The organism is Nocardiopsis trehalosi NBRC 14201 (assembly GCF_001552555.1).
Lineage (GTDB): Bacteria > Actinomycetota > Actinomycetes > Streptosporangiales > Streptosporangiaceae > Nocardiopsis_B > Nocardiopsis_B trehalosi.
Map to the genome: position 1 here is coordinate 12,484 of NZ_BCRK01000006.1, position 18,483 is coordinate 30,966.

The 18,483-nt window shown below is 73.0% G+C and carries 20 protein-coding genes; 8 read left to right on the forward strand and 12 right to left on the reverse strand.

Annotated elements, in window-relative coordinates:
* Positions 1 to 31 precede the first annotated feature (31 nt).
* From NT8_RS02055 to NT8_RS02070, 4 genes are all read left to right on the forward strand, one after another.
* Positions 32 to 1,348 (forward strand): HD-GYP domain-containing protein, encoded by a 1,317-nt coding sequence (locus NT8_RS02055; RefSeq protein WP_067963556.1) that lies wholly within the window; start codon positions 32 to 34, stop codon positions 1,346 to 1,348.
* On the forward strand, positions 1,345 to 2,661 hold the full coding sequence (locus NT8_RS02060; protein ID WP_157515454.1) for an HD-GYP domain-containing protein: 1,317 nt from the start codon (positions 1,345 to 1,347) through the stop codon (positions 2,659 to 2,661). Before NT8_RS02055 ends, NT8_RS02060 begins: the two co-directional genes overlap by 4 nt.
* A 63-nt stretch (positions 2,662 to 2,724) precedes the next feature.
* The gene (locus NT8_RS02065) at positions 2,725 to 2,937 is read left to right on the forward strand and encodes a biotin/lipoyl-containing protein (RefSeq protein ID WP_067963559.1); all 213 of its coding nucleotides are present in this window, start codon (positions 2,725 to 2,727) and stop codon (positions 2,935 to 2,937) included.
* Positions 2,938 to 2,986: 49 nt separating this feature from the next.
* Positions 2,987 to 3,373, forward strand: coding sequence for a thioesterase family protein (locus NT8_RS02070; protein WP_067963561.1), 387 nt, complete (start codon positions 2,987 to 2,989; stop codon positions 3,371 to 3,373).
* A gap of 37 nt (positions 3,374 to 3,410) precedes the next feature.
* Here NT8_RS02070 and NT8_RS02075 read toward each other — a convergent pair whose 3' ends face one another.
* Both NT8_RS02075 and NT8_RS02080 read right to left on the reverse strand, forming a co-directional pair.
* The gene (locus NT8_RS02075) at positions 3,411 to 5,072 is read right to left on the reverse strand and encodes an acetolactate synthase (protein ID WP_067963563.1); all 1,662 of its coding nucleotides are present in this window, start codon (positions 5,070 to 5,072) and stop codon (positions 3,411 to 3,413) included.
* 154 nt (positions 5,073 to 5,226) lie between these two features.
* Positions 5,227 to 5,970 (reverse strand): GntR family transcriptional regulator, encoded by a 744-nt coding sequence (locus NT8_RS02080; RefSeq protein WP_067963566.1) that lies wholly within the window; start codon positions 5,968 to 5,970, stop codon positions 5,227 to 5,229.
* 94 nt (positions 5,971 to 6,064) lie between these two features.
* Between NT8_RS02080 and NT8_RS02085 the strand changes: the two genes are divergently transcribed.
* Positions 6,065 to 7,615: a sensor histidine kinase gene (locus tag NT8_RS02085; RefSeq protein WP_067963568.1), complete on the forward strand. Its 1,551-nt coding sequence runs from the start codon at positions 6,065 to 6,067 to the stop codon at positions 7,613 to 7,615.
* Between the two features lie 69 nt (positions 7,616 to 7,684).
* Here the strand turns inward: NT8_RS02085 and NT8_RS02090 are convergent, their stop codons facing one another.
* Entirely contained in the window at positions 7,685 to 7,942 is a 258-nt protein-coding gene (locus tag NT8_RS02090) for a WhiB family transcriptional regulator (RefSeq protein ID WP_067963570.1), read from the reverse strand.
* A 342-nt stretch (positions 7,943 to 8,284) separates the two neighbouring features.
* Entirely contained in the window at positions 8,285 to 9,220 is a 936-nt protein-coding gene (locus NT8_RS02095; RefSeq protein WP_067963573.1) for a diacylglycerol/lipid kinase family protein, read from the reverse strand.
* Between the two features lie 82 nt (positions 9,221 to 9,302).
* Between NT8_RS02095 and NT8_RS02100 the strand changes: the two genes are divergently transcribed.
* A complete protein-coding gene (locus NT8_RS02100; RefSeq protein ID WP_067963577.1) occupies positions 9,303 to 9,710 on the forward strand; it encodes a hypothetical protein in 408 nt (135 codons plus the stop codon).
* A gap of 93 nt (positions 9,711 to 9,803) precedes the next feature.
* Here the strand turns inward: NT8_RS02100 and NT8_RS02105 are convergent, their stop codons facing one another.
* From NT8_RS02105 to NT8_RS02130, 6 genes are all read right to left on the reverse strand, one after another.
* The gene (locus NT8_RS02105; protein ID WP_174549505.1) at positions 9,804 to 10,562 is read right to left on the reverse strand and encodes an RNA polymerase sigma factor SigF; all 759 of its coding nucleotides are present in this window, start codon (positions 10,560 to 10,562) and stop codon (positions 9,804 to 9,806) included.
* Between the two features lie 41 nt (positions 10,563 to 10,603).
* Positions 10,604 to 11,029, reverse strand: a complete 426-nt coding sequence (locus NT8_RS02110; protein WP_067963580.1) for an ATP-binding protein — start codon at positions 11,027 to 11,029, stop codon at positions 10,604 to 10,606.
* A 126-nt stretch (positions 11,030 to 11,155) separates the two neighbouring features.
* A complete protein-coding gene (locus tag NT8_RS02115; protein WP_067963582.1) occupies positions 11,156 to 11,638 on the reverse strand; it encodes a GNAT family N-acetyltransferase in 483 nt (160 codons plus the stop codon).
* Between the two features lie 52 nt (positions 11,639 to 11,690).
* Positions 11,691 to 12,443: an amino acid ABC transporter ATP-binding protein gene (locus NT8_RS02120; RefSeq protein WP_084468579.1), complete on the reverse strand. Its 753-nt coding sequence runs from the start codon at positions 12,441 to 12,443 to the stop codon at positions 11,691 to 11,693.
* Between the two features lie 38 nt (positions 12,444 to 12,481).
* On the reverse strand, positions 12,482 to 13,444 hold the full coding sequence (locus NT8_RS02125; RefSeq protein ID WP_067963587.1) for an amino acid ABC transporter permease: 963 nt from the start codon (positions 13,442 to 13,444) through the stop codon (positions 12,482 to 12,484).
* A gap of 7 nt (positions 13,445 to 13,451) precedes the next feature.
* Positions 13,452 to 14,372, reverse strand: a complete 921-nt coding sequence (locus NT8_RS02130) for an ABC transporter substrate-binding protein (protein ID WP_067963696.1) — start codon at positions 14,370 to 14,372, stop codon at positions 13,452 to 13,454.
* 387 nt (positions 14,373 to 14,759) lie between these two features.
* Between NT8_RS02130 and NT8_RS02135 the strand changes: the two genes are divergently transcribed.
* Complete coding sequence (locus NT8_RS02135) at positions 14,760 to 15,938, forward strand: NAD(P)-dependent malic enzyme (RefSeq protein ID WP_067963589.1); 1,179 nt, start codon at positions 14,760 to 14,762, stop codon at positions 15,936 to 15,938.
* 88 nt (positions 15,939 to 16,026) lie between these two features.
* On the opposite strand, the gene NT8_RS02140 is transcribed toward NT8_RS02135, so the two are convergent.
* Both NT8_RS02140 and NT8_RS02145 read right to left on the reverse strand, forming a co-directional pair.
* Positions 16,027 to 16,227 (reverse strand): DUF397 domain-containing protein, encoded by a 201-nt coding sequence (locus NT8_RS02140; RefSeq protein WP_067963591.1) that lies wholly within the window; start codon positions 16,225 to 16,227, stop codon positions 16,027 to 16,029.
* A 12-nt stretch (positions 16,228 to 16,239) separates the two neighbouring features.
* Positions 16,240 to 17,136, reverse strand: a complete 897-nt coding sequence (locus tag NT8_RS02145) for a helix-turn-helix domain-containing protein (RefSeq protein WP_245645997.1) — start codon at positions 17,134 to 17,136, stop codon at positions 16,240 to 16,242.
* Between the two features lie 332 nt (positions 17,137 to 17,468).
* On the opposite strand from NT8_RS02145, the gene NT8_RS02150 reads away from it, so the two are divergent.
* Positions 17,469 to 18,437: a zinc-binding dehydrogenase gene (locus tag NT8_RS02150; RefSeq protein ID WP_067963596.1), complete on the forward strand. Its 969-nt coding sequence runs from the start codon at positions 17,469 to 17,471 to the stop codon at positions 18,435 to 18,437.
* Positions 18,438 to 18,483 lie beyond the last annotated feature (46 nt).

Below are 18,483 nucleotides of genomic sequence, written 5' to 3' on the forward strand. Positions count from 1 at the left end.
GGAATTGCGTGCGCTTCCGGGAGCGGCGCGGTTGTTCGTCGGAATCGTCGTCCTCTGCGCGGTCGGGGTGGTCGCCGCCGGACCGTATGACGGCATCGACCCCGCCACGCTCGTGCTGCTCGCCGTGCTCTTCGTGGTCGCCGAGAGCATGGGCACCGTCATGGGCAAGACCGGCATCTCGCCCAGCTCCTCCGCCTCACTCGCGGCCGTCGTCCTGGTGGGCCCCGTGGGGGCCGCCCTCGTCGACCTGGTGTCCTGGCTGCTCGTCTTCCGCCGGCAGAGCCTGGTCAAGCGGGCGTTCAACGGGGCCCAGTTCGCCATCGCCGCCTACGCCGCCGGGCACACCTTCGTGGCGCTCGGCGGCGACATCGGGGTGCCGGGGCGGGCGGACTTCCCGCTCGTGGTGGCCCCCTTCGTCGCCGCCCTGCTCGTGCACACCCTGGTCAACACCCTGCTGATGGGCGGACTGATGTGGTGCCTGGGCGTCATCCGGCTGCAGCCGCGCCGGTTCCGCTGGCGCCCGCTCGTCACCCTGGAGCTGTCGTCCATCGGCTACGGCGTGCTCGGCCTGCTCATCGCCGCCATCTGGGGGGTCGTGGGCGCCTTCGCCATCGTGCTCGTACTGCTGCCGATGTTCACCGCGCGCTGGGCGTTCGACCAGTACATCGCCGAGCAGCGCGCCCACGACGCCACCCTGGCCACGCTCTGCCAGGCGGTCGAGACCAAGGACTACTACACCCGCGGGCACTGCATGCGGGTGTCCAAGGGCAGCGGGATGATCGCCCGCGAACTCGGCATGAACGCCGAGCGCGTGCAGACCATCCGCTACGCGGGGATGCTGCACGACGTCGGCAAGCTCGGCGTGCCCACCAAGGTGCTGCAGAAGTCCGGGAAGCTCACCGAGGAGGAGTACGCCGCCATCCAGCTCCACCCCATGCGCGGCTACGAGATCGTCCGCGAGATCGGCTTCCTCGACGAGGCCCTCGCCGGGATCATGCACCACCACGAGCGCATGGACGGCCGCGGCTACCCCATGGGCCTGGCCGGCACCGACATCCCGGAGTTCGCCCGGATCATCTCCGTCGCCGACGCCTTCGACTGCATGACCTCCACCCGGTCCTACCGCCGGGCCCGGTCCACCGAGGAGGCCATCGCCGAGCTGCGCCGCTGCGCCGGACCGCAGTTCGACCCCAAGATGGTCGACGCCCTCATCGCCGCCGTCGACCGCGACGGCTGGGAGGCCCACGAGGCCGTCGACCCGCCCGAGGACGACACCGCCGAGGTCGCCCAGCAGGACCACGACGACCCCAGCGTGCCGCTGCGGGTCGCGGGGGAGGCCGAACGATGATCCTCCGCGACCTCGGCGCCCCCGAGGCGCACATCGGCGGGGCCCCGCGCCGGCACCGCTGCCGGCCCACCCGGCTGCTGATGATCCTGCTCGCCGCCGGGTGCGCCGGCGGTTCGCTGCTGTACACCGCGCTCACCGGGTTCGTCGAACCGCACGCGGCGCTCGCCTTCGGGGTGCTCGTCGCCGTCGGCGAACTCGCCCGCATCACCCTGCCCGGCCAGCGGCAGGTCGCGCCGATCGCCTCGGCCGGCGCCATCGGCTACACGTTCCTGCTCGACATCGGCGGCGACGCCGCCCACCACAGCGCCTGGCAGGTCATGGCGGTGGTGGCGCTGGGCTTCGCCGTGGGCGAGCTGCCGCACATCGCGGTCGGCCGCCCGCCGCAATGGGGCGGCCTGGCCCGGCGCATGCTGATCATCGTCGTGCTCTCGCTCGTCTTCCGCTACGCCGTGCAGGCCCTGCCCGCGCCCCCGCCGCCCGAGGGCGGCTGGTGGCCGGTGCTCGTCGTGATGATCGTCCTCGTCTTCGGCGGGTGGCTGACCGACGCGGTCATCGCCGCGGCCATCCGCGCCGAGCGCATCCGCACCCGGCTCGCCGTCGCGCTCCACGACGAGCTGCGCGCCCAGTTCGGCCTCGGCATGGCCATCGGGTCCAGCGGCATCCTCATCTCGCTGGCCAGCACCGTCACCGGCCTCGCCGGGCTGCTCGTGTTCACCGCCCCGCTGCTGGTGACCCAGGTGGCGTTCCGCCGGTTCGCCGAGATCCGGCTGACCTACCTGCAGACCGTCCGCGCCCTGTCCCGGGTCACCGAGGTCGGCGGGTACGTCGAGACCGGCCACTCCCGGCGCGTCACCCGGCTGGCCACCGCCATCGGCAGCGAGCTCAGCATGCGCGAGTCCGAGCTGCTGGAGCTGGAGTACGCGGCGCTCATGCACGACATCGGGCAGCTGTCGCTGCGCGACCCCATCGCCAGCGGCGCCACCGTCCTGGCCTCGCCCCGCGAGCAGCGGCGCATCGCCGAACTGGGGTCGGCGGTCATCCGCGAGACCGGCGCCCTCGACGGCGTCGCCGAACTCGTGCGCCGCCAGTGCGAGCCGTGCGCGGGCGACGGCGACGCCGGGCCGCCGCCGCTCGGCAGCCGCATCATCCGGGTGGCCAACGCCTTCGACGACCTGGTGGGGGAGTCCACCGACACCGACCGCACCAACGCCGTCCTGGAGCGGCTGCGCATGGACAGCGGGGTGGAGTACGACCCCGAGGTGGTCGAGGCCGCCGTCCGGGTGCTCGGCCGGCCCGCCGACGCCCGCGGGTAGCCGGGCCCGCCGCCGGGTAGCGGCGGACGGTACCGCAACCGACCACGGGAAGAGGTGGGCGACATGGCCGAGATCCGCGCGGCGACGGCCGCGAACGTGTTCCGGGTGGCCGCGGCGCCGGGCGACACCGTCGACGCGGGCGCGACCCTGGTCGTCCTGGAGGCCGCGAAGATGGAGGTCCCCGTGCGCACCGAGGACCCCGGCAGCGTGGTCGGCGTCGAGGTCGACGAGGGCGACACCGTCCGCGAGGGCGACGTCCTGGTGGTGCTCGAATAGCCGCCCCCGCCCGCCCCGCCCCCGCCCGGCCCCGGTAGGTTCGGCGACCATGGCGATCTCCGAAGGACTCCGGGGCGGCGCCGGGCTGCGGGTGGCCGACGCCGACACCGCGCTCGCGCTGGGCAGCGGCGACGTGCCCGTCCTCGGCACCCCGCGCGTGCTGGCCCTGGCCGAGGCCGCGACCGTCGACGCCCTCGCCGGGCACCTGCCCGAGGGGGCCACCAGCGTCGGCACCGAGGTCGCGCTGACCCACACCGCGGCCTCGCCGGTGGGCGCCGAGGTGCGCGCCACCGCCCGGTTGCGCCGGGTCGACGGCCGCCGCCTGCTGTTCGACGTCGAGGTCGGGCAGGGCGGCCGGACCGTCGCCCGGGGCACGGTCGAGCGCGTGGTGGTCGACCGCGCGCGGTTCACCGCAGCGGCGCGGGCCGCCCGCTGACCGGCGGAGGCGCCGGACGCGGCCCGCGCCCGCCGGGTCAGACCCCCATGGTCTTGCGCGGGTAGACGTTCTCGGGGTCGGTGGCCACGTTGACCAGGTAGGGCACCCCCGAGTCGAAGGCGCGGCGCAGCGCCGGGCCGATCTCGGCGGGGTCGGTGACCAGCTCGCCGCCGCCGCCCAGCGCCCGCACCACCTCGTCGTAGCGGGTCTGCGGGGTCAGGTCGGCGATCACGTCGTAGCCGTAGATCATCTGCATGGGCGCCTTCTCCAGGCCCCAGATGCCGTTGTTGCCGCACACCATGACCACCGGCAGGCGGTGCCGGACCAGGGTGTCGACGTCCATCAGGGAGAACCCGGCCGCGCCGTCGCCGAGCAGCGCCACCACCTGGGCGGAGGGGCGCGACAACCGGGCGGCGATCGCGTACCCCATGCCGGTGCCCAAGCAGCCGAAGGGGCCGGGGTCGAGCCAGTTGCCGGGGCGCCGCTGCTCGACGTACTTGCCGGCGTAGGACACGAAGTCGCCGCCGTCGCCGATGACCACGGCGTCGTCGTCCAGCACCCGGTTCAGCTCGCCGTAGATGCGCCCCGGGTGGATGGGGTCGGCGTCGCTGGCCAGCACCTCGGCGTCGGCGGCGGCCGCCGCGCGGGCGGCGGCGCCCAGTTCGGCGGCCCACGCCTTGACCGCCGCGGCGGGCGCGGCGGCGTCGCCGACGCCCCGCAGGACGGCGGAGAGGTCGCCGGCGGCCGAGCCGGCCAGGGTCAGGTGGGTGGCGACGCGGTCGGGCGCGTCCACGAGGTGGACCACCTTGGCCAGCGGGGCGCCGTCGCGGCCGCCGAACAGTCCGTGGTTGAGCCGGAAGTCCAGGGGGGTGCCGACGACCACGACGAGGTCGGCGCGGCCGAACGCGGCGCCGCGGGCGCGGGTGGCCAGCAGCGGGTGCCCGGCGGGCAGCACGCCGCGGCCCTGCCCGTTGGCGACCACCGGGATGCCCAGCTCCTCGGCGACCTCGCGGGCGGTGCGCTCGGCGCCGTCCATCCACACGTCGGAGCCGTACACGAGGACCGGCCGCTCGGCCTCGCCGATGAGCCGGGCCACGCGGGCGACGTCGTCGGGGTCGGGGGTGCGGTCGGCGCGGCCGGAGCCGTCGCCCAGGTCCACCTCGGCCTGGTCGTAGAGGCGGTCCATGGGCACGTCGAGGAAGACGGGGCCGCGGTGGGCGCCGTTGGCGAGCAGGAACGCCTCGTCCACGGCGGTGGCGATCGCGCCGGTGTCGTGCACCGTCCACGCGCGCTTGGTGATGGGCGCGAGCAGCGGGGGCTGGTCCAGCTCCTGGAGCAGGCCCTGGCCCCAGCGCCCGTCGGGGGCGCGGCCGCCGATCACCACCAGCGGGGACCCGTTGAAGTGCGCGGTGGCCACCCCGCTCACGGCGTTGGTGACCCCGGGGCCGGCGGTGACCACGGCCAGGCCGGCCCGGCGGGTGAGCTTGCCGACGCCCTCGGCGGCGAACACGGCGGTCTGCTCGTGCCGGACGTCGAGGAGGCGCACGGTCGGCTCGGGGCGGACCGCGCCGTCGTAGAGGGGGAACACGTGCCCACCGCTCAGCGTGAACATGGTGTCGATGCCGTGGTGGCGCGCGACCTCGACGGCGTGCGTGCCGCCGTGGCCGGTGATGCGGCCGGAGAACGGGGGCGTGCTCATCGGTGCGTCTTCCTCCCGGGGGGCGGTGGCCGGACTCCGGCTACTCGCCGGTAATCACGGAGCCTAGTGACCGGTGACACAGCGGGGCAAGGCCGGGGCGGTCCTGAGGGCGGGGGTCGGAAGCGGGGGTGGAGGCGGGGGCCGGGGGCGGGGGTCACTCGCCGTGCGGCGGGCGGAGCCGGGTGACGAACTTGTAGCGGTCGCCCCGGTAGAGCGAGCGCACCCACTCGACCGGGTGCCCGTCGGCGTCGAAGCTGTGCTGGGAGTGCAGGACCAGCGGCAGGCCGACGTCGACCCCGAGCATCCGGGCCTCGTTGGGGGTGGCCAGCACGGTCTCGATGGTGGCCTCGGCCTCGGCCAGCCGCACGTCGTAGGCGCTGGCGAGGGCCTCGTACAGGGACGCGTACCGGTCGAGCTGGCGGCGCAGCCCCGGGAAGCGGCGGGCGGCGAGGTGGGCGGTCTCGACCGCCATGGGCTCGCCGTTGGCCAGCCGCAGCCGCTCGATGCGCAGCACCCGGCCGCCGGAGCGGATGGCCAGCAGCTCGGCGAGCTGGTCGTCGGCGTTGATGTAGCTCACATCCAGGATGCGGGTGGCGGGGTGCAGCCCGTGCGCCCGCATCTCCTGCGTGTAGCTGGTGAGCTGGAGCACCTGGGCGACCTTCGGCTTGGCCACGAACGTGCCCTTGCCCTGGATGCGCAGCAGCCGCCCCTCGACCACCATCTCGGTGAGGGCCTGCCGGACCGTCGTGCGCGACGTGCCGAACTGCGTGGCCAGGGCGCGTTCCGGCGGCACGGGGTTGCCCGCCGGCATGGCCTCGATCAGCTCCAGGAGGAGCTTCTTCACCCGGTAGTACTTCGGGACGCGGGGCCCGTCCTCGACTGTCCGCTGACTCGTCACGTCGGTATCCTCCACCGCTTCCCGGGCGCGATTGGTGTGGACCACTGGTCGACCACTCCCTTGAGTATGCCCCCATCCATGGGATGATTTGTGAGTGCCTCACCTCAGTGATCTCATCCGGCGGTACACGGCGCTCAAGACCGCCGACCTGGAGTGGCTCCACTCGCTCGTCTCCGACTGGCAGCTCCTCGCCGACCTCTCCTTCGCCGACCTGGTGCTGTGGGTGCGGCTGCGCGACGACGAGGGCTGGGTCGCGGTCTCCCAGATGCGCCCCACCACCGGGCCCACCGCCTTCCAGGACGACCTGGTCGGGGCGGTCCTCCGCGACGGCCCCGCCACCGCCGCGGACGCGCCGGTCGACGGCCGCCTGGTCGGCCGCCGCGCGCTCATCGACCGCGCCTGGGCCGAGGGCCGCATCTGCCGCGAGGGCGACCCCGACTGGTCGGGCGGCGTCCCGGTGCGCGAGGAGACCATCCCGGTGCGGCGCGCGGACAAGCTCATCGGGGTGATCCAGCGGAGCACCAACCTCAGTTCGGCGCGCACGCCCAGCCGGCTGGAGCTCACCTACCTGCAGAGCGCCAGCGACCTCGCGCAGATGATCGCCGAGGGCGCGTTCCCGTTCAGCGACCAGGGGCCGCTCATGGTGCGGTCGCCGCGGGTCGGCGACGGCCTGCTCCGCCTCGACCAGGACGGCGAGGTCGTCTACGCCAGCCCCAACGCGCTGTCGGCCTACCGCCGCCTCGGGCTCACCGCCGACCTGGTCGGCGCCCGCCTGGCCCGCACCACGCTGGAGCTGGCCGCCGCCGGCGACGCCCGCGACGAGTCGCTCACCTGGACCGCCGGTGGCCGGGTCCCGCAGGAGGCCGAGGTCGAGGGGCGCGGGTCGACCATCCAGCTCCGCGCCATCCCGCTGGTGGTGGGGGGCGTGCGCATCGGCGCGCTGATCATGGTGCGCGACGTCACCGAGCTGCGCCGCCGCGAGCGCGAGCTGATGACCAAGGACGCCACCATCCGCGAGATCCACCACCGGGTGAAGAACAACCTGCAGACGGTGGCGGCGCTGCTGCGCCTGCAGTCGCGCCGGCTCGACGTCCCCGAGGGCCGCGCGGCGCTCGACGAGGCGGTGCGCCGCGTCGGGTCGATCGCGATCGTGCACGAGATGCTGTCGCACACCCCCGACGAGGTGGTCGACTTCGACGACATCGCCGACCGGGTGATCGAGATGGCCGCGGAGGTCTCCTCCACCGGCGCCCCGGTCCTGCCGCGCCGCCGGGGCCAGTTCGGGCTGCTGTCGGCGCTGGTCGCCACCCCGCTGTCGATGGTGCTGGCCGAGCTGGTGCAGAACGCGGTCGAGCACGGGCTGGACCAGGGGCCGGGCACCATCGACGTGCACGTCCACCGCGACGGCTCCCGCCCGGGCGCCGACGACGCGGCGGGCCGGCTGCACATCGAGGTGGCCGACGACGGCAAGGGGCTGCCCGAGGGGTTCGACCTGGAGGGGGCCACGAGCCTGGGTCTGCAGATCGTGCGGACGCTGATCGTGGGGGAGCTGGGCGGCACCCTGGAGGTGCGCCCGCGCGAGGGCGGCGGGACGATGGTGGCCATCGCGCTGCCGGTGGAGCGGGACGTGGAGTCCTACCCCTGAGAGGGGCCCCGCCGCCCCCCGGCCGCCGCGGGCGGCGGGGGAGGGCGCGCGCTCGGGGAGGGGGAGGGGTCAGACGGCGGAGCGGACCATGGGCCGGGCGGTGCGGCGGCGCTTCAGGGCACGGCGCTCGTCCTCGCTCATGCCGCCCCACACCCCCCCGTCCTGACCGGTCTCCAGGGCCCACCGCAGGCAGGAGGACGTGACCGGACAGGCCCGGCAGACCTCCTTGGCATCCTCGATCTGGAGTACTGCCGGCCCGGAGTTCCCGATGGGGAAGAACAGCTCGGGGTCTTCGTCACGGCAGGCTGCGTGGTGGCGCCAGTCCATGCGGGTCAACTCCTCACACTGAGGCGGTCTGAGGCGGTCCGGGGCGCGCTCTTTGTGAAGCAATTCACTAAGTCGACGCCGGTCCGGCGGAACGTCATCGTCGACCCCCGGCCCGCTCATGCGCCCGCCCGGCGGGTGCGAGGCCGGGGAGCGGCGGCGGGCCGAGAGGTGCCGCACCGTGCTTCCTGACCTCGGAATCTTCCGTTTACTCGCCCGTAACGTGCGGCGACACTTTGAGCCTGTCAGGCTTGATCGGCGCATGCAAGGGCGGCCGTCGTCCATCCTGGCCGACGGCGTGTCGCGTGCGTCACAAGTACGGCGGTCCGCTCCCGGCCGGGCCGGTCAGCCGACGATCCGCAACGCCTTCGGTACGGATCGGAAATTGACACGCGTGCGGTGCCCCAGGTACTCGCCGTCGACCTGGAACGGGCGGGCCGTGCGCGACGTCACGGTGAGTTCCGCCTGGTCGTGCCAGCCGACGTACCCGCGGCCGAACGGGGGCACCCCCTTGTGCGACAGCATCTGCCGGAGCAGCCGCACCGTCGTGGCGGTCGACATCTGCGTCAGAGCGAACGCGTCGAGCCCGAGCCCGAACCGCGAGCGGGGGGTCGGCTGCACCGGCACCGACCCGGCGTAGGTCCAGGGCGTGGTATTGGTGACCAGCGCCATGTGCAGATCGTGCACCGGCGCGTGCCCCGGCGCCTCGACCCGCAGCGACGGCAACTGGATGTCACCCTCCAGGAACAGCTTGAGCGCGATGCCCATGTACAGCGCGGGCGAGGCCCGGCGGCCGCGCCGCCGCTGCCGCTCGACCTCGTGCACCACCGCCGCGTCCCAGCCGAACCCGGCGCAGAACGTGAAGTAGCGGTCGTCCTCGTCGCCGGTGATGCGGCCCAGCCCCACGGTGCGCCGGTACCCCGACCGCAGCGCCTCCAGCATGGCGCCGGTGGCCTCGACCGGATCGGCGGGCAGCCCCAGCGCGCGGATGAACACGTTGGCGCTGCCGCCGGGCAGCGCCGCGTAGCTGGGCCGGTCCAGGCCCTCGGGGGTGGCCAGCAGCCCGTTGACGACCTCGTTCACCGTGCCGTCGCCGCCCAGGCTGATCACCAGCTCGAAGCCCTCGCCGGCGGCCTCGCGGGCGAGTTCGCGGGCGTGGTCGCGGTACTCGGTCTGGGCCACGTGGAGTTCGACGTCGCGGGCGATCGCGCCGACGATCACGTCGCGCGACCGCGGCGTCGTGGTGGTCGCCTGCGGGTTGACGATGAAGAGGGCGCGCACACGGCCAGTCTAGTGACACCCCCCGGCACGGCCCGCCCGCGCCCCCGGGGGCGGCCGGCCCGGACGGCGGATAGGCTGGAACGTGTCTTCGCGCCCCGTCACCCTCACCCTCGCCGCGGCCGTCGAGGCGCTGATCGCGCTCGTCGTCGCCGCCGAGGGGGTCTACGTCCTCGCCGGGACCCTGCTCGGCCGCGCCGCCGACGCCGGGTCGGCGCTCCCGCTGGCCGTGCTCGCCCTGGGCGCCGCCGCCGCGCTCGGCTACGTCGCCTGGGGGCTGTGGCACCTGCACAACTGGGCGCGCACCCCCGTGGTGGTCACCCAGTTGTTCGTGCTCGTCATCGCCTACTACATGGGCACCAGCGGGCAGTACCCGCTGTGCGCCGCGCTGGTGGCCGTCGCCGCCGCCGGGCTGGGCACCGTGCTCGCCCCCGCCAGCACGGCGGCGCTGTTCCCCGAGGAGTCCGCGGGCGCCGGCCGGCGCCGGGACTGACCGCGCGCGCCGCGACGCCGACGGCCCCGCCCGGCGGGTGCCGGAACGGGGCCGTCGCGGACGCGGACCCGCCGCGCCCCGGTCGCCGGTGGCTCAGTCGTCGGTGGTGAGCGCCTGCCGCAGCTGCGCGAGCGTGCGGGCGAGCAGCCGCGACACGTGCATCTGCGAGATCCCCAGCTCCTGCGCGATCTGCGACTGGGTCATGTTGCCGAAGAACCGGAGCAGCAGGATGCGCTTCTCGCGCGGGGGGAGCTGCTCCAGCAGCGGCTTGAGGGACTCGCGGTACTCGACGCCCTCCAGGCTGTCGTCGACGATGCCCAGGGAGTCGGCCACCGCGGGGGCGTCCTCGTCACCGCTGTCGGGGGCGTCGAGGGAGACCGTGGAGTAGGCGTTGGCGGACTCCAGGCCCTCCAGCACCTCCTCATCGGTCATGCCGAGGTGCTCGGCCAGCTCGTGCACCGTCGGGGCGCGGCCCTCGCGCTGGGAGAGGTCGCTGACCGCCTTGGTGAGCGACAGCTTGAGCTCCTGGAGGCGGCGCGGGACGCGCACCGCCCACCCCTTGTCGCGGAAGTGCCGCTTGATCTCGCCGACGATCGTGGGCGTGGCGTAGGTGGAGAACTCCACGCCGCGCTCCAGGTCGAACCGGTCGATCGACTTGATCAGCCCGATGGTGGCGACCTGGGTGAGGTCGTCCAGCCACTCGCCGCGGTTGCGGAAGCGCCGGGCGAGGTACTCGACGAGGGGCAGGTGCAGTTCGACGAGTTCGTCGCGGATGCGCTGCCGTTCCGGAGCGTCCGCTGGGAGCTCGCTCAGGCGCTCGAACAACTCGCGCGCGCGGGCCCGGTCGGGCACCGCGTGTTCCGTTTTCGCCGTCAGAGCGGGCCCCCTTTCGCTCACGCCGGCTCCACCGCGCCGCGCCGCTTGTGCAGGACGATGAAGACGCGGTCGTCGGGGCCGACGCCGGCGTCGACCTCTCCGGCCAGGGCCGACAGGACGGTCCAGGCGAACGTGTCGCGCGCCGGGAGTCTGCCGTCGGCGGTCAGCACCGACACCGAGATGCGCATCCCGTCGCCGGTCAGTTCGAACTCGGTGGTCAGGTCCGTGCCGGGCAGCGCCTGCGCCAGCAGCATCGCGCACGCCTCGTCGACGCCGATGCGGAGGTCCTCGATCTCGTCGAGGGTGAAGTCGAGGCGCGCCGCCAGGCCGGCCGTTGCCGTGCGCAGCACGGAGAGGTAGGCGCTGTCGGCCGGCATCCTGACGGTGACAGCGTCGCGTACGTCCGTGGCGCCGGATGCCGGCGCGGCGGTTTCTTCGGTCACGTCCCTCCTCCGGGAAGCGAGATTGCCGCTTGAGAGCAATCTATCTTGTTTCTCTGCACCCCTGGTGCACGCCCGCGGAACCGTGTCCGCCGGCGGGCCCGCCGCAGACCCGGCGCGCGCGGCGCGTCAGCCCTTGCCGAGCTCCGCCAGCGCGTCCCCGGTGAGCCGGAAGACGGTCCACTCGTCCATCGGCCGGGCCCCCAGGGACCGGTAGAACTCGATGGAGGGGGCGTTCCAGTCGAGCACCGACCACTCCAGGCGCTGGTAGCCGCGCTCGGCGCAGATGCGCGCCAGCTCGGTCAGCAGCGCCCGCCCGTAGCCGCGCCCGCGCAGCTCCGGGCGGACGTAGAGGTCCTCCAGGTAGATGCCGTGCGTCCCGGTCCAGGTCGAGAAGTTGCGGAACCACAGCGCGAAGCCGGCGACGACCGGGACCCCGCCCTCGGTGTTCTCGGCGAGGTGCGCGTACACCGCCGGCTCCGGGCCGAACAGCGCGGTGTGGAAGTCGGCCTCGGTGGCCTGGGCGGCGTCCGGTTCACGCTCGTACGCGGCGAGGTCGCGGACGAGCTGGGCGATGGCGGGGACGTCCTCGGGGCGGGCGGGGCGGATCACGACTCTCCTCGGGGGCCGGAGCGGGGCGGACGCGCCAACGTTAGACCACTGCTCACAGCACCTTGGACAGGAACGCCTGGGTGCGCTCGTGCCGGGGCGAGCCCAGCACCTCGCGCGGCGGCCCGGACTCGACGACCACGCCGCCGTCCATGAACACCAGGCTGTCGCCGACCTCGCGGGCGAATCCCATCTCGTGGGTCACCACGATCATGGTCATGCCGTCGCGCGCCAGGTCCTTCATCACGTCCAGCACCTCGCCGACCAGCTCCGGGTCGAGGGCGCTGGTGGGCTCGTCGAACAGCATCAGCTCGGGCCGCATGGCCAGCGCCCGCGCGATCGCCACCCGCTGCTGCTGCCCGCCGGAGAGCTGCCGCGGGTAGGCGGCGGCCTTGTCGGCCAGGCCGACCCGGTCGAGCAGGCGCAGCGCGTGCTCGCGCACGTCGGCCCGCCGCTCCCGCTTGACCTGGACGGGCGCCTCCATGACGTTGCCGAGCACCGTCATGTGCGGGAACAGGTTGAAGTTCTGGAAGACCATGCCGATGCCGCGCCGCTGCTCGGCCACCTGGGTGTCGCGCAGCTCGTGGAGCCGGCCGCCCTTCTGCCGGTAGCCCATGAGCTGGCCGTCGACCCACAGCCGCCCGGCGTTGATCTTCTCCAGGTGGTTGACGCAGCGCAGGAAGGTGGACTTGCCCGACCCCGAGGGGCCGACCACGCACATCACCTCGCCGCGGCGCACCTCCAGGTCGATGCCGCGCAGCACCTCCAGGCGGCCGAAGCTCTTGTGCACGTTCTCGGCCACGACCATGAGGTCGGCGGCCGGCCCGGCCGCCGCGTCGTGCTCTGTCAATGTCCCGCCCCGCTCCGCAGCATCGTGAATCCGGCCTGGGCCCGCCGGTCGCCCCGGGCGAAGGACCGCTCCAGGAAGTACTGGCCGACCATCAGCAGGCTGGTGATCGCCAGGTACCACAGGCAGGCGGCGACGAGCATCGGGAAGAGGTTGAACGTCCGCGCGCCGACCGCCTGGAGCTGGAAGAACAGCTCGGTGGTCAGCGGGATGGCCGACACCAGCGAGGTGTCCTTCAGCATGGCGGTGGCCTCGTTGCCGGTGGGCGGCACGATGACCCGCAGCGCCTGCGGCAGGGTGATGCGGCGCAGCACCTTGGCCCGGCTCATGCCCAGCGCCTGGGCGGCCTCGGTCTGGCCCTTGTCGACCGACAGCAGGCCGGCCCGGACGATCTCGGCCATGTAGGCGCCCTGCGACAGCGACAGCGCCAGGACGGCCGCGACGAACGCGCTCAGCAGCGTGTTCATCGGGACGGAGAAGAAGCGGGCGTCGCCCTCCAGGCCCAGCAGCGGCATCCAGTAGTTGTCGAACGGGAGCCCGAACTCCAGCGTCGTGTAGAGGATGCCGAGGTTGCCGAACAGGACGCACAGCACCAGCCGGGGCATCGCCCGGAAGAACCAGGTGTACACCCACGCCAGCCCGGACAGGATCGGGTTGGCGGACAGCCGCATCACGGCCACCACGATGCCCAGGACGATGCCGATGAACAGCGACAGCGCCGCCAGCACCACGGTGGTGCGCACGCCGACCAGGACCGGCTCGGCGAACATGTTCTCGAACAGGAACGGCCACTGGAACGCCTCGTTCGTGACCAGCATGTGCACGAACATGGCCGCCAGGACCAGCAGGACCGCGGCCGCCACCCAGCGGCCGGGGTGGCGCACCGGCACCGCCTTGACGGGCTCGGGCGCGGGGCCGGCCGGGGGCTCCGGCGGCCGGGTGGAGTCGGTGGTGGTAGTCAACGGTGTGTCAGCCCTCGACGCTCGGGTTCACCTCGGCGGTCTCCAGCGTGCCCTGCTCGGCGAGACCCCACTCTCCGAGGATCTCGGTGTAGGTGCCGTCGTCGATGATCGACTGGTACCCCGCGGCGATGGCCTCGGCCAGCTCGGTGTCGTCCTTGGCGACCACGGCGCCGTAGGGCGCGGCCTCGTACTGCTCGCCCAGGGTCTCCAGCTGGTCGCCGGTCTGCTCGACGGCGTAGACGGCCACCGGCATGTCGGCGAGCCCGGCGTCGTTGCGGCCGGAGACGATCGACTCGGTGGCCTGGTCCTGGCCCTCGAACTGGTTGATCTCGATGGGGTCCTCGCCGTCGGCCTCGCACTGCTCGCTGCGGGCCTCGATGTCGGGGACCTGCACGGTGTCGGCCTGCACGGCGACGCGCTTGCCGCACGCGTTGTCCGGGTCGACGCCGGCGGGGTTGCCCGCGGCGGTGAACCACTGGGTGCCCACGGTGTAGTAGCTCACCATGTTCACCTGCTCCAGGCGCTCCTCGTTGATGGTGAACGAGGAGATGCCGACGTCGTAGGTGCCGGTGGACACGCCCTCGACGATGGTGCCGAACGAGGACGGCTCCCACTGGGCCTCCAGGTCCAGCTTTGCGGCGACCGCGTTGAACAGCTCGACGTCGAACCCGATGACGGTCTCGCCGTCGGCGTCCAGGAACTCGGCGGGCGCGTAGCTGGCGTCCGTGCCGATGCGCAGCGCGCCCTGCTCCCGGATGTCGTCGGGCACCAGCGCGGCGAGCTCGGGGTCGGCCTCCACCTGGGGGCTCGCCCCGGCGTCCCCGCCGGTCTCCTCGCCGCCACCGCCACCCCCGCCGCAGGCGGTGAGCGCCAGCACGGCGGCGATCGCGCCGGCGGAGGCGAGCCGCGCGCCGGGCGCGGACGGCATCGGAAGCTTCGGCACGGCCACGTCTGTCTCCTTCTCTGGGTGAGGCGGCCGCCCTGGAGACGCGGCCGGTCACGTACGTACGACGGCGCGTCGAACATTACGACAAACCGTGAGCAACGTGGACGATCTATCGTGCCGAACCGGCCATGTTCCTGTGGTCACCGTTGTGAGATGATTGGGTAACGGGTCAACCCCGTGCAATCGGCGGTGCCTGGTCACCATACGGACCGAGCGGAGACCGCCCCCTCGCAGCCCCCCGGTCATGGCCGGCCGGGGGAACGGGGGCCTCCCCTAGCACCCCGTCTCCGCGTGCCGCCACCGTTCGTACACCGCCGTTCGCGCCATGGCCGGCGTGGGCGCGCACCTGATGACGAGGGGTTTGAGAAGTTGACCACCGATTCCCGATCTCAGTTCGAGGACGATCCGGCGTTCGCCCTGCACCGGAACGGCAAGCTCGCCGTGCGGTCGACCGTCGAGGTCGTCGACCACGAGGGCCTCGCCCTCGCCTACACCCCCGGTGTCGCCCGTGTGTGCAGCGCGATCGCCGACTCCCCGGAGCTGGTCGACACCTACACCTGGAAGAGCAACGTGGTCGCGGTCGTCACCGACGGCTCCGCGGTCCTGGGCCTCGGCGACATCGGCCCCGAGGCGTCGCTGCCCGTGATGGAGGGCAAGGCGCTGCTGTTCCGGCAGTTCGGCGGGGTCGACTCCGTGCCCGTTGCGCTGGCCTGCACCGACGTCGACGAGATCGTCGAGACCGTCGTGCGCATGGCGCCGTCGTTCGGCGGCATCAACCTGGAGGACATCGCCGCGCCGCGCTGCTTCGAGATCGAGCGGCGGCTGCGCGAGCGGCTGGACATCCCCGTGTTCCATGACGACCAGCACGGTACCGCGATCGTCACCGTCGCGGCGCTGCGCAACGCCGCGCGGCTCACCGGCCGCACGCTCGCCGACCTGCGGGTCGTGGTGTCGGGCGCGGGCGCCGCGGGGGTCGCGGTCACCAAGATGCTGATCGACGGCGGTATCGGCGACATCGCCGTGGCCGACAGCAAGGGCATCATCTACGAGGGCCGCGAAGGGCTGAACCCGGTCAAGGCGGAGCTGGCCGCGATCAGCAACCGCACCGGGATCACCGGCTCGATCGAGACCGCCCTCGCGGGGGCCGACGTGTTCATCGGCCTGTCCGCCGGCGAGGTGCCGGAGTCCGTGGTCGCCACCATGGCGCCGGACGCCATCATCTGCGCCATGGCCAACCCCAACCCGGAGATCCACCCCGACGTCGCGCGCAAGTACGCGGCCGTGGTGGCCACCGGGCGGAGCGACTTCCCCAACCAGATCAACAACGTGCTGGCCTTCCCCGGTGTGTTCCGCGGCGCCCTGGACGCGCGCGCCACCGACATCACCGAGAACATGAAGCTGGCCGCGGCCGACGCCCTGGCCGGTCTGGTGGGCGACGACCTCGCCGCCGACTACATCATCCCCAGCACCTTCGACGACCGGGTGGTCGCGGCGGTGTCGGCCGCCGTCGCCGCGCAGGCGCGCGCCGACGGCGTCGCCCGAGCGTAATCGGTCGGTACCTCTCCGTAGTCGATCCGGAGCGGGGTTGGCCCGCTCCGGATCGTCCGCCCCCGGGGGGTCCGGCGAGTCCGGCCGCCTACAGGTGACGGCGCGCGGCGGCCCTGATGAAGGCCGCCCACGCGCCATGGGGGAAGTTCAGGACCGCGGTGTCCGGGGCCTTGGAATCACGCAGGCCCATTCCCCCTCGCAGCTCCGCGACCTCCACGCACTGCCCTCCTCCAGTGGTGCTGTAGGAGCTCGTGCGCCACGTCGGGCGCTGCGGATCATTCGCGGCCATGCCGCCTCTCCTTCATTTCTCACGGTGTTTCTCTCCCTCCCGCGCACGCAGGCGCCGCTCCACCTCACTGATGACCTCCCGTGTCCTCTCCGGATGCAGCGCCGCGGTGCGCAGGTGCTCGAAGGCGACGGTGTAGAAGCGCACCTCTTTCGCCTTTTCTATGTAGAGACTGCTCGTCAGGTTTTCCAAATGCACGAGCCGCGGTGCGTAGAGATCGGATTCGGTGAACTCCAGGATGTCGAACGAACCGTTCAGGCCGGGCTGGGCGCCGGCGTCGAACGGAACGATCTGTACCGTGATGTGGGCTTTTTCGCTTAGATCGTGTACATGACGCAGTTGGTCGGCCATGACCTCGGGGCCGCCGATGGGGCGATGCAGGATTGATTCGTCCATGACCACCCATATGTCCGGTGGATTGTCGGTGAAGAGGAGGTCCTGGCGCCGTGTCCGCAGTTCGGTCCGCCGGTCGATCTCCTCGTCGCTCACCGGCGAGGGGTGCGCCGTCATGAGGGCGCGCGCGTACGCCTCGGTCTGGAACAGGCCGGGCACGATCTGCGACTGGAAGAACCGGAGGGTGCTCGCTTCGGGCTCCAGCCCGAGATAGACGTCGAACCGCTCGGGCATGACGTCGCCGTAGACGTGCCACCACCCCCGCCGCCGGGACTCCCGGGCGAGCATGACGAGCGTCTGGCGGAGGCCGGGGTCGGCCACCCCGTAGAGTTCCAGCAGGTCGCGGACGTCGTCGGAGTTGGTGGCCACCTGTCCGCGCTCGATGCGCGACAGCTTGCTTCCGGACCAGGACATCCGCTCGGCGGCTTCCTCTCCGGTCATTCCGGCGTTCTCCCGCAGACGCCGCAATTCGACACCAAGACGGCGGCGGCGGACGGTGGGGTTGTTGGCTGCGGCCACTGGAGCCTCCTTTTCCGGGGGGAGAGGCTGAATCGAGAACCGGGAGAAGGCTACTCGATAAGCGCGTCGCCGATTTCGGGGAGCAATTGCGCGGCCGGGATAAGCGGCCCGGACGGCGCCGTTTGCGAACGCGCGTTCGCCACCCCTGTTTTCCCGAACACCGGGGATCACGGAAGGTGGTTATATGATCACACGCCTGCGGGGTGCTGTTCACCGGTCGACGCCCCTCGCGGCACTTCCGCACCGGGAAATTCGCCCGAACGGGGACCGGGTGGCATCGACCGCCGGGCCCGGTGTGCGGTTGACCACAGGCGATGGCTACTGTCGGAGGCATGTTCGCCATCACCGCAGCGCGCATCGACAAGGACGACCCGCTCTCCGGCCTCGCCTCGGGTGAGCGCCCGGACCCGGTGGCACCCGACGGCTGGACCACCGTCACCGTGAAGGCCGCCGCGCTCAACCACCACGACCTGTGGAGCCTGCGCGGCGTGGGGCTGTCCGCCGACCGGCTGCCCATGGTGCTCGGCTGCGATGCGGCGGGCATCGACGAGGACGGCCGCGAGGTCATCGTGCACTCCGTGATCGGCGACCCGGACGCCGGCGGCGGCGACGAGACCCGCGACCCCCGCCGCTCCCTGCTCTCCGAGGTCCACGACGGCACCCTGGCCGAGAAGGTCGCCGTGCCGCGCCGCAACCTGGTGCCCAAGCCCCCCGAGCTGAGCTTCGAGGAGGCCGCCTGCCTGCCCACCGCCTGGCTGACCGCCTACCGCATGCTGTTCGAGAAGGCCGGGCTGGAACCCGGGTCCACGCTGCTCGTCCAAGGCGCGGGTGGCGGGGTCGCGGGCGCGCTCATCCGGTTGGCGAGCACGGTCGGCCACCGCGTCTACGCCACCAGCCGCAGCGAGGACAAGCGGGACCGGGCGGTGCGCCTCGGCGCGCACGCCGCCGTGCCCACGGGGGAGCGGCTGCCCGAGAAGGTCGACGCCGTCTTCGACACCGTCGGGCAGGCCACGTGGGCGCACTCGGTGCGCTCGCTGCGCCCCGGCGGGCGGATCGTCACCTGCGGCGCCACCAGCGGCGACGCCCCCTCGGCCGAGCTGACCCGGGTGTTCTTCCTGCAGCTCTCGGTCGTGGGGTCCACCATGGGCACCCGCGACCAGCTCGTCCGCCTGGCCGAGTTCTGCGCGCGCACCGGGGTCCGCCCCGAGATCGACCGCGTGCTGCCCCTGGCGCGCGCCGCCGAGGGGTTCGCCGCGATGGCGGCGGGGGAGCTGTTCGGCAAGGTCGTCCTCACCGTCTGACGGCCGCACCCGCCGCAACGGCCGTCCCGTGGACGACGGCGGAGGC

Coding starts and splice junctions, on each gene's coding strand:
- NT8_RS02060 (WP_157515454.1), top strand. CDS start 1,345: ATGATCCTCCGCGACCTCGGCGCCCCCGAGGCGCACATCGGCGGGGCC.
- NT8_RS02065 (WP_067963559.1), top strand. CDS start 2,725: ATGGCCGAGATCCGCGCGGCGACGGCCGCGAACGTGTTCCGGGTGGCC.
- NT8_RS02070 (WP_067963561.1), top strand. CDS start 2,987: ATGGCGATCTCCGAAGGACTCCGGGGCGGCGCCGGGCTGCGGGTGGCC.
- NT8_RS02075 (WP_067963563.1), bottom strand. CDS start 5,072: ATGAGCACGCCCCCGTTCTCCGGCCGCATCACCGGCCACGGCGGCACG.
- NT8_RS02090 (WP_067963570.1), bottom strand. CDS start 7,942: ATGGACTGGCGCCACCACGCAGCCTGCCGTGACGAAGACCCCGAGCTG.
- NT8_RS02120 (WP_084468579.1), bottom strand. CDS start 12,443: ATGGTCGTGGCCGAGAACGTGCACAAGAGCTTCGGCCGCCTGGAGGTG.
- NT8_RS02130 (WP_067963696.1), bottom strand. CDS start 14,372: ATGCCGTCCGCGCCCGGCGCGCGGCTCGCCTCCGCCGGCGCGATCGCC.
- NT8_RS02140 (WP_067963591.1), bottom strand. CDS start 16,227: ATGGCCGCGAATGATCCGCAGCGCCCGACGTGGCGCACGAGCTCCTAC.
- NT8_RS02150 (WP_067963596.1), top strand. CDS start 17,469: ATGTTCGCCATCACCGCAGCGCGCATCGACAAGGACGACCCGCTCTCC.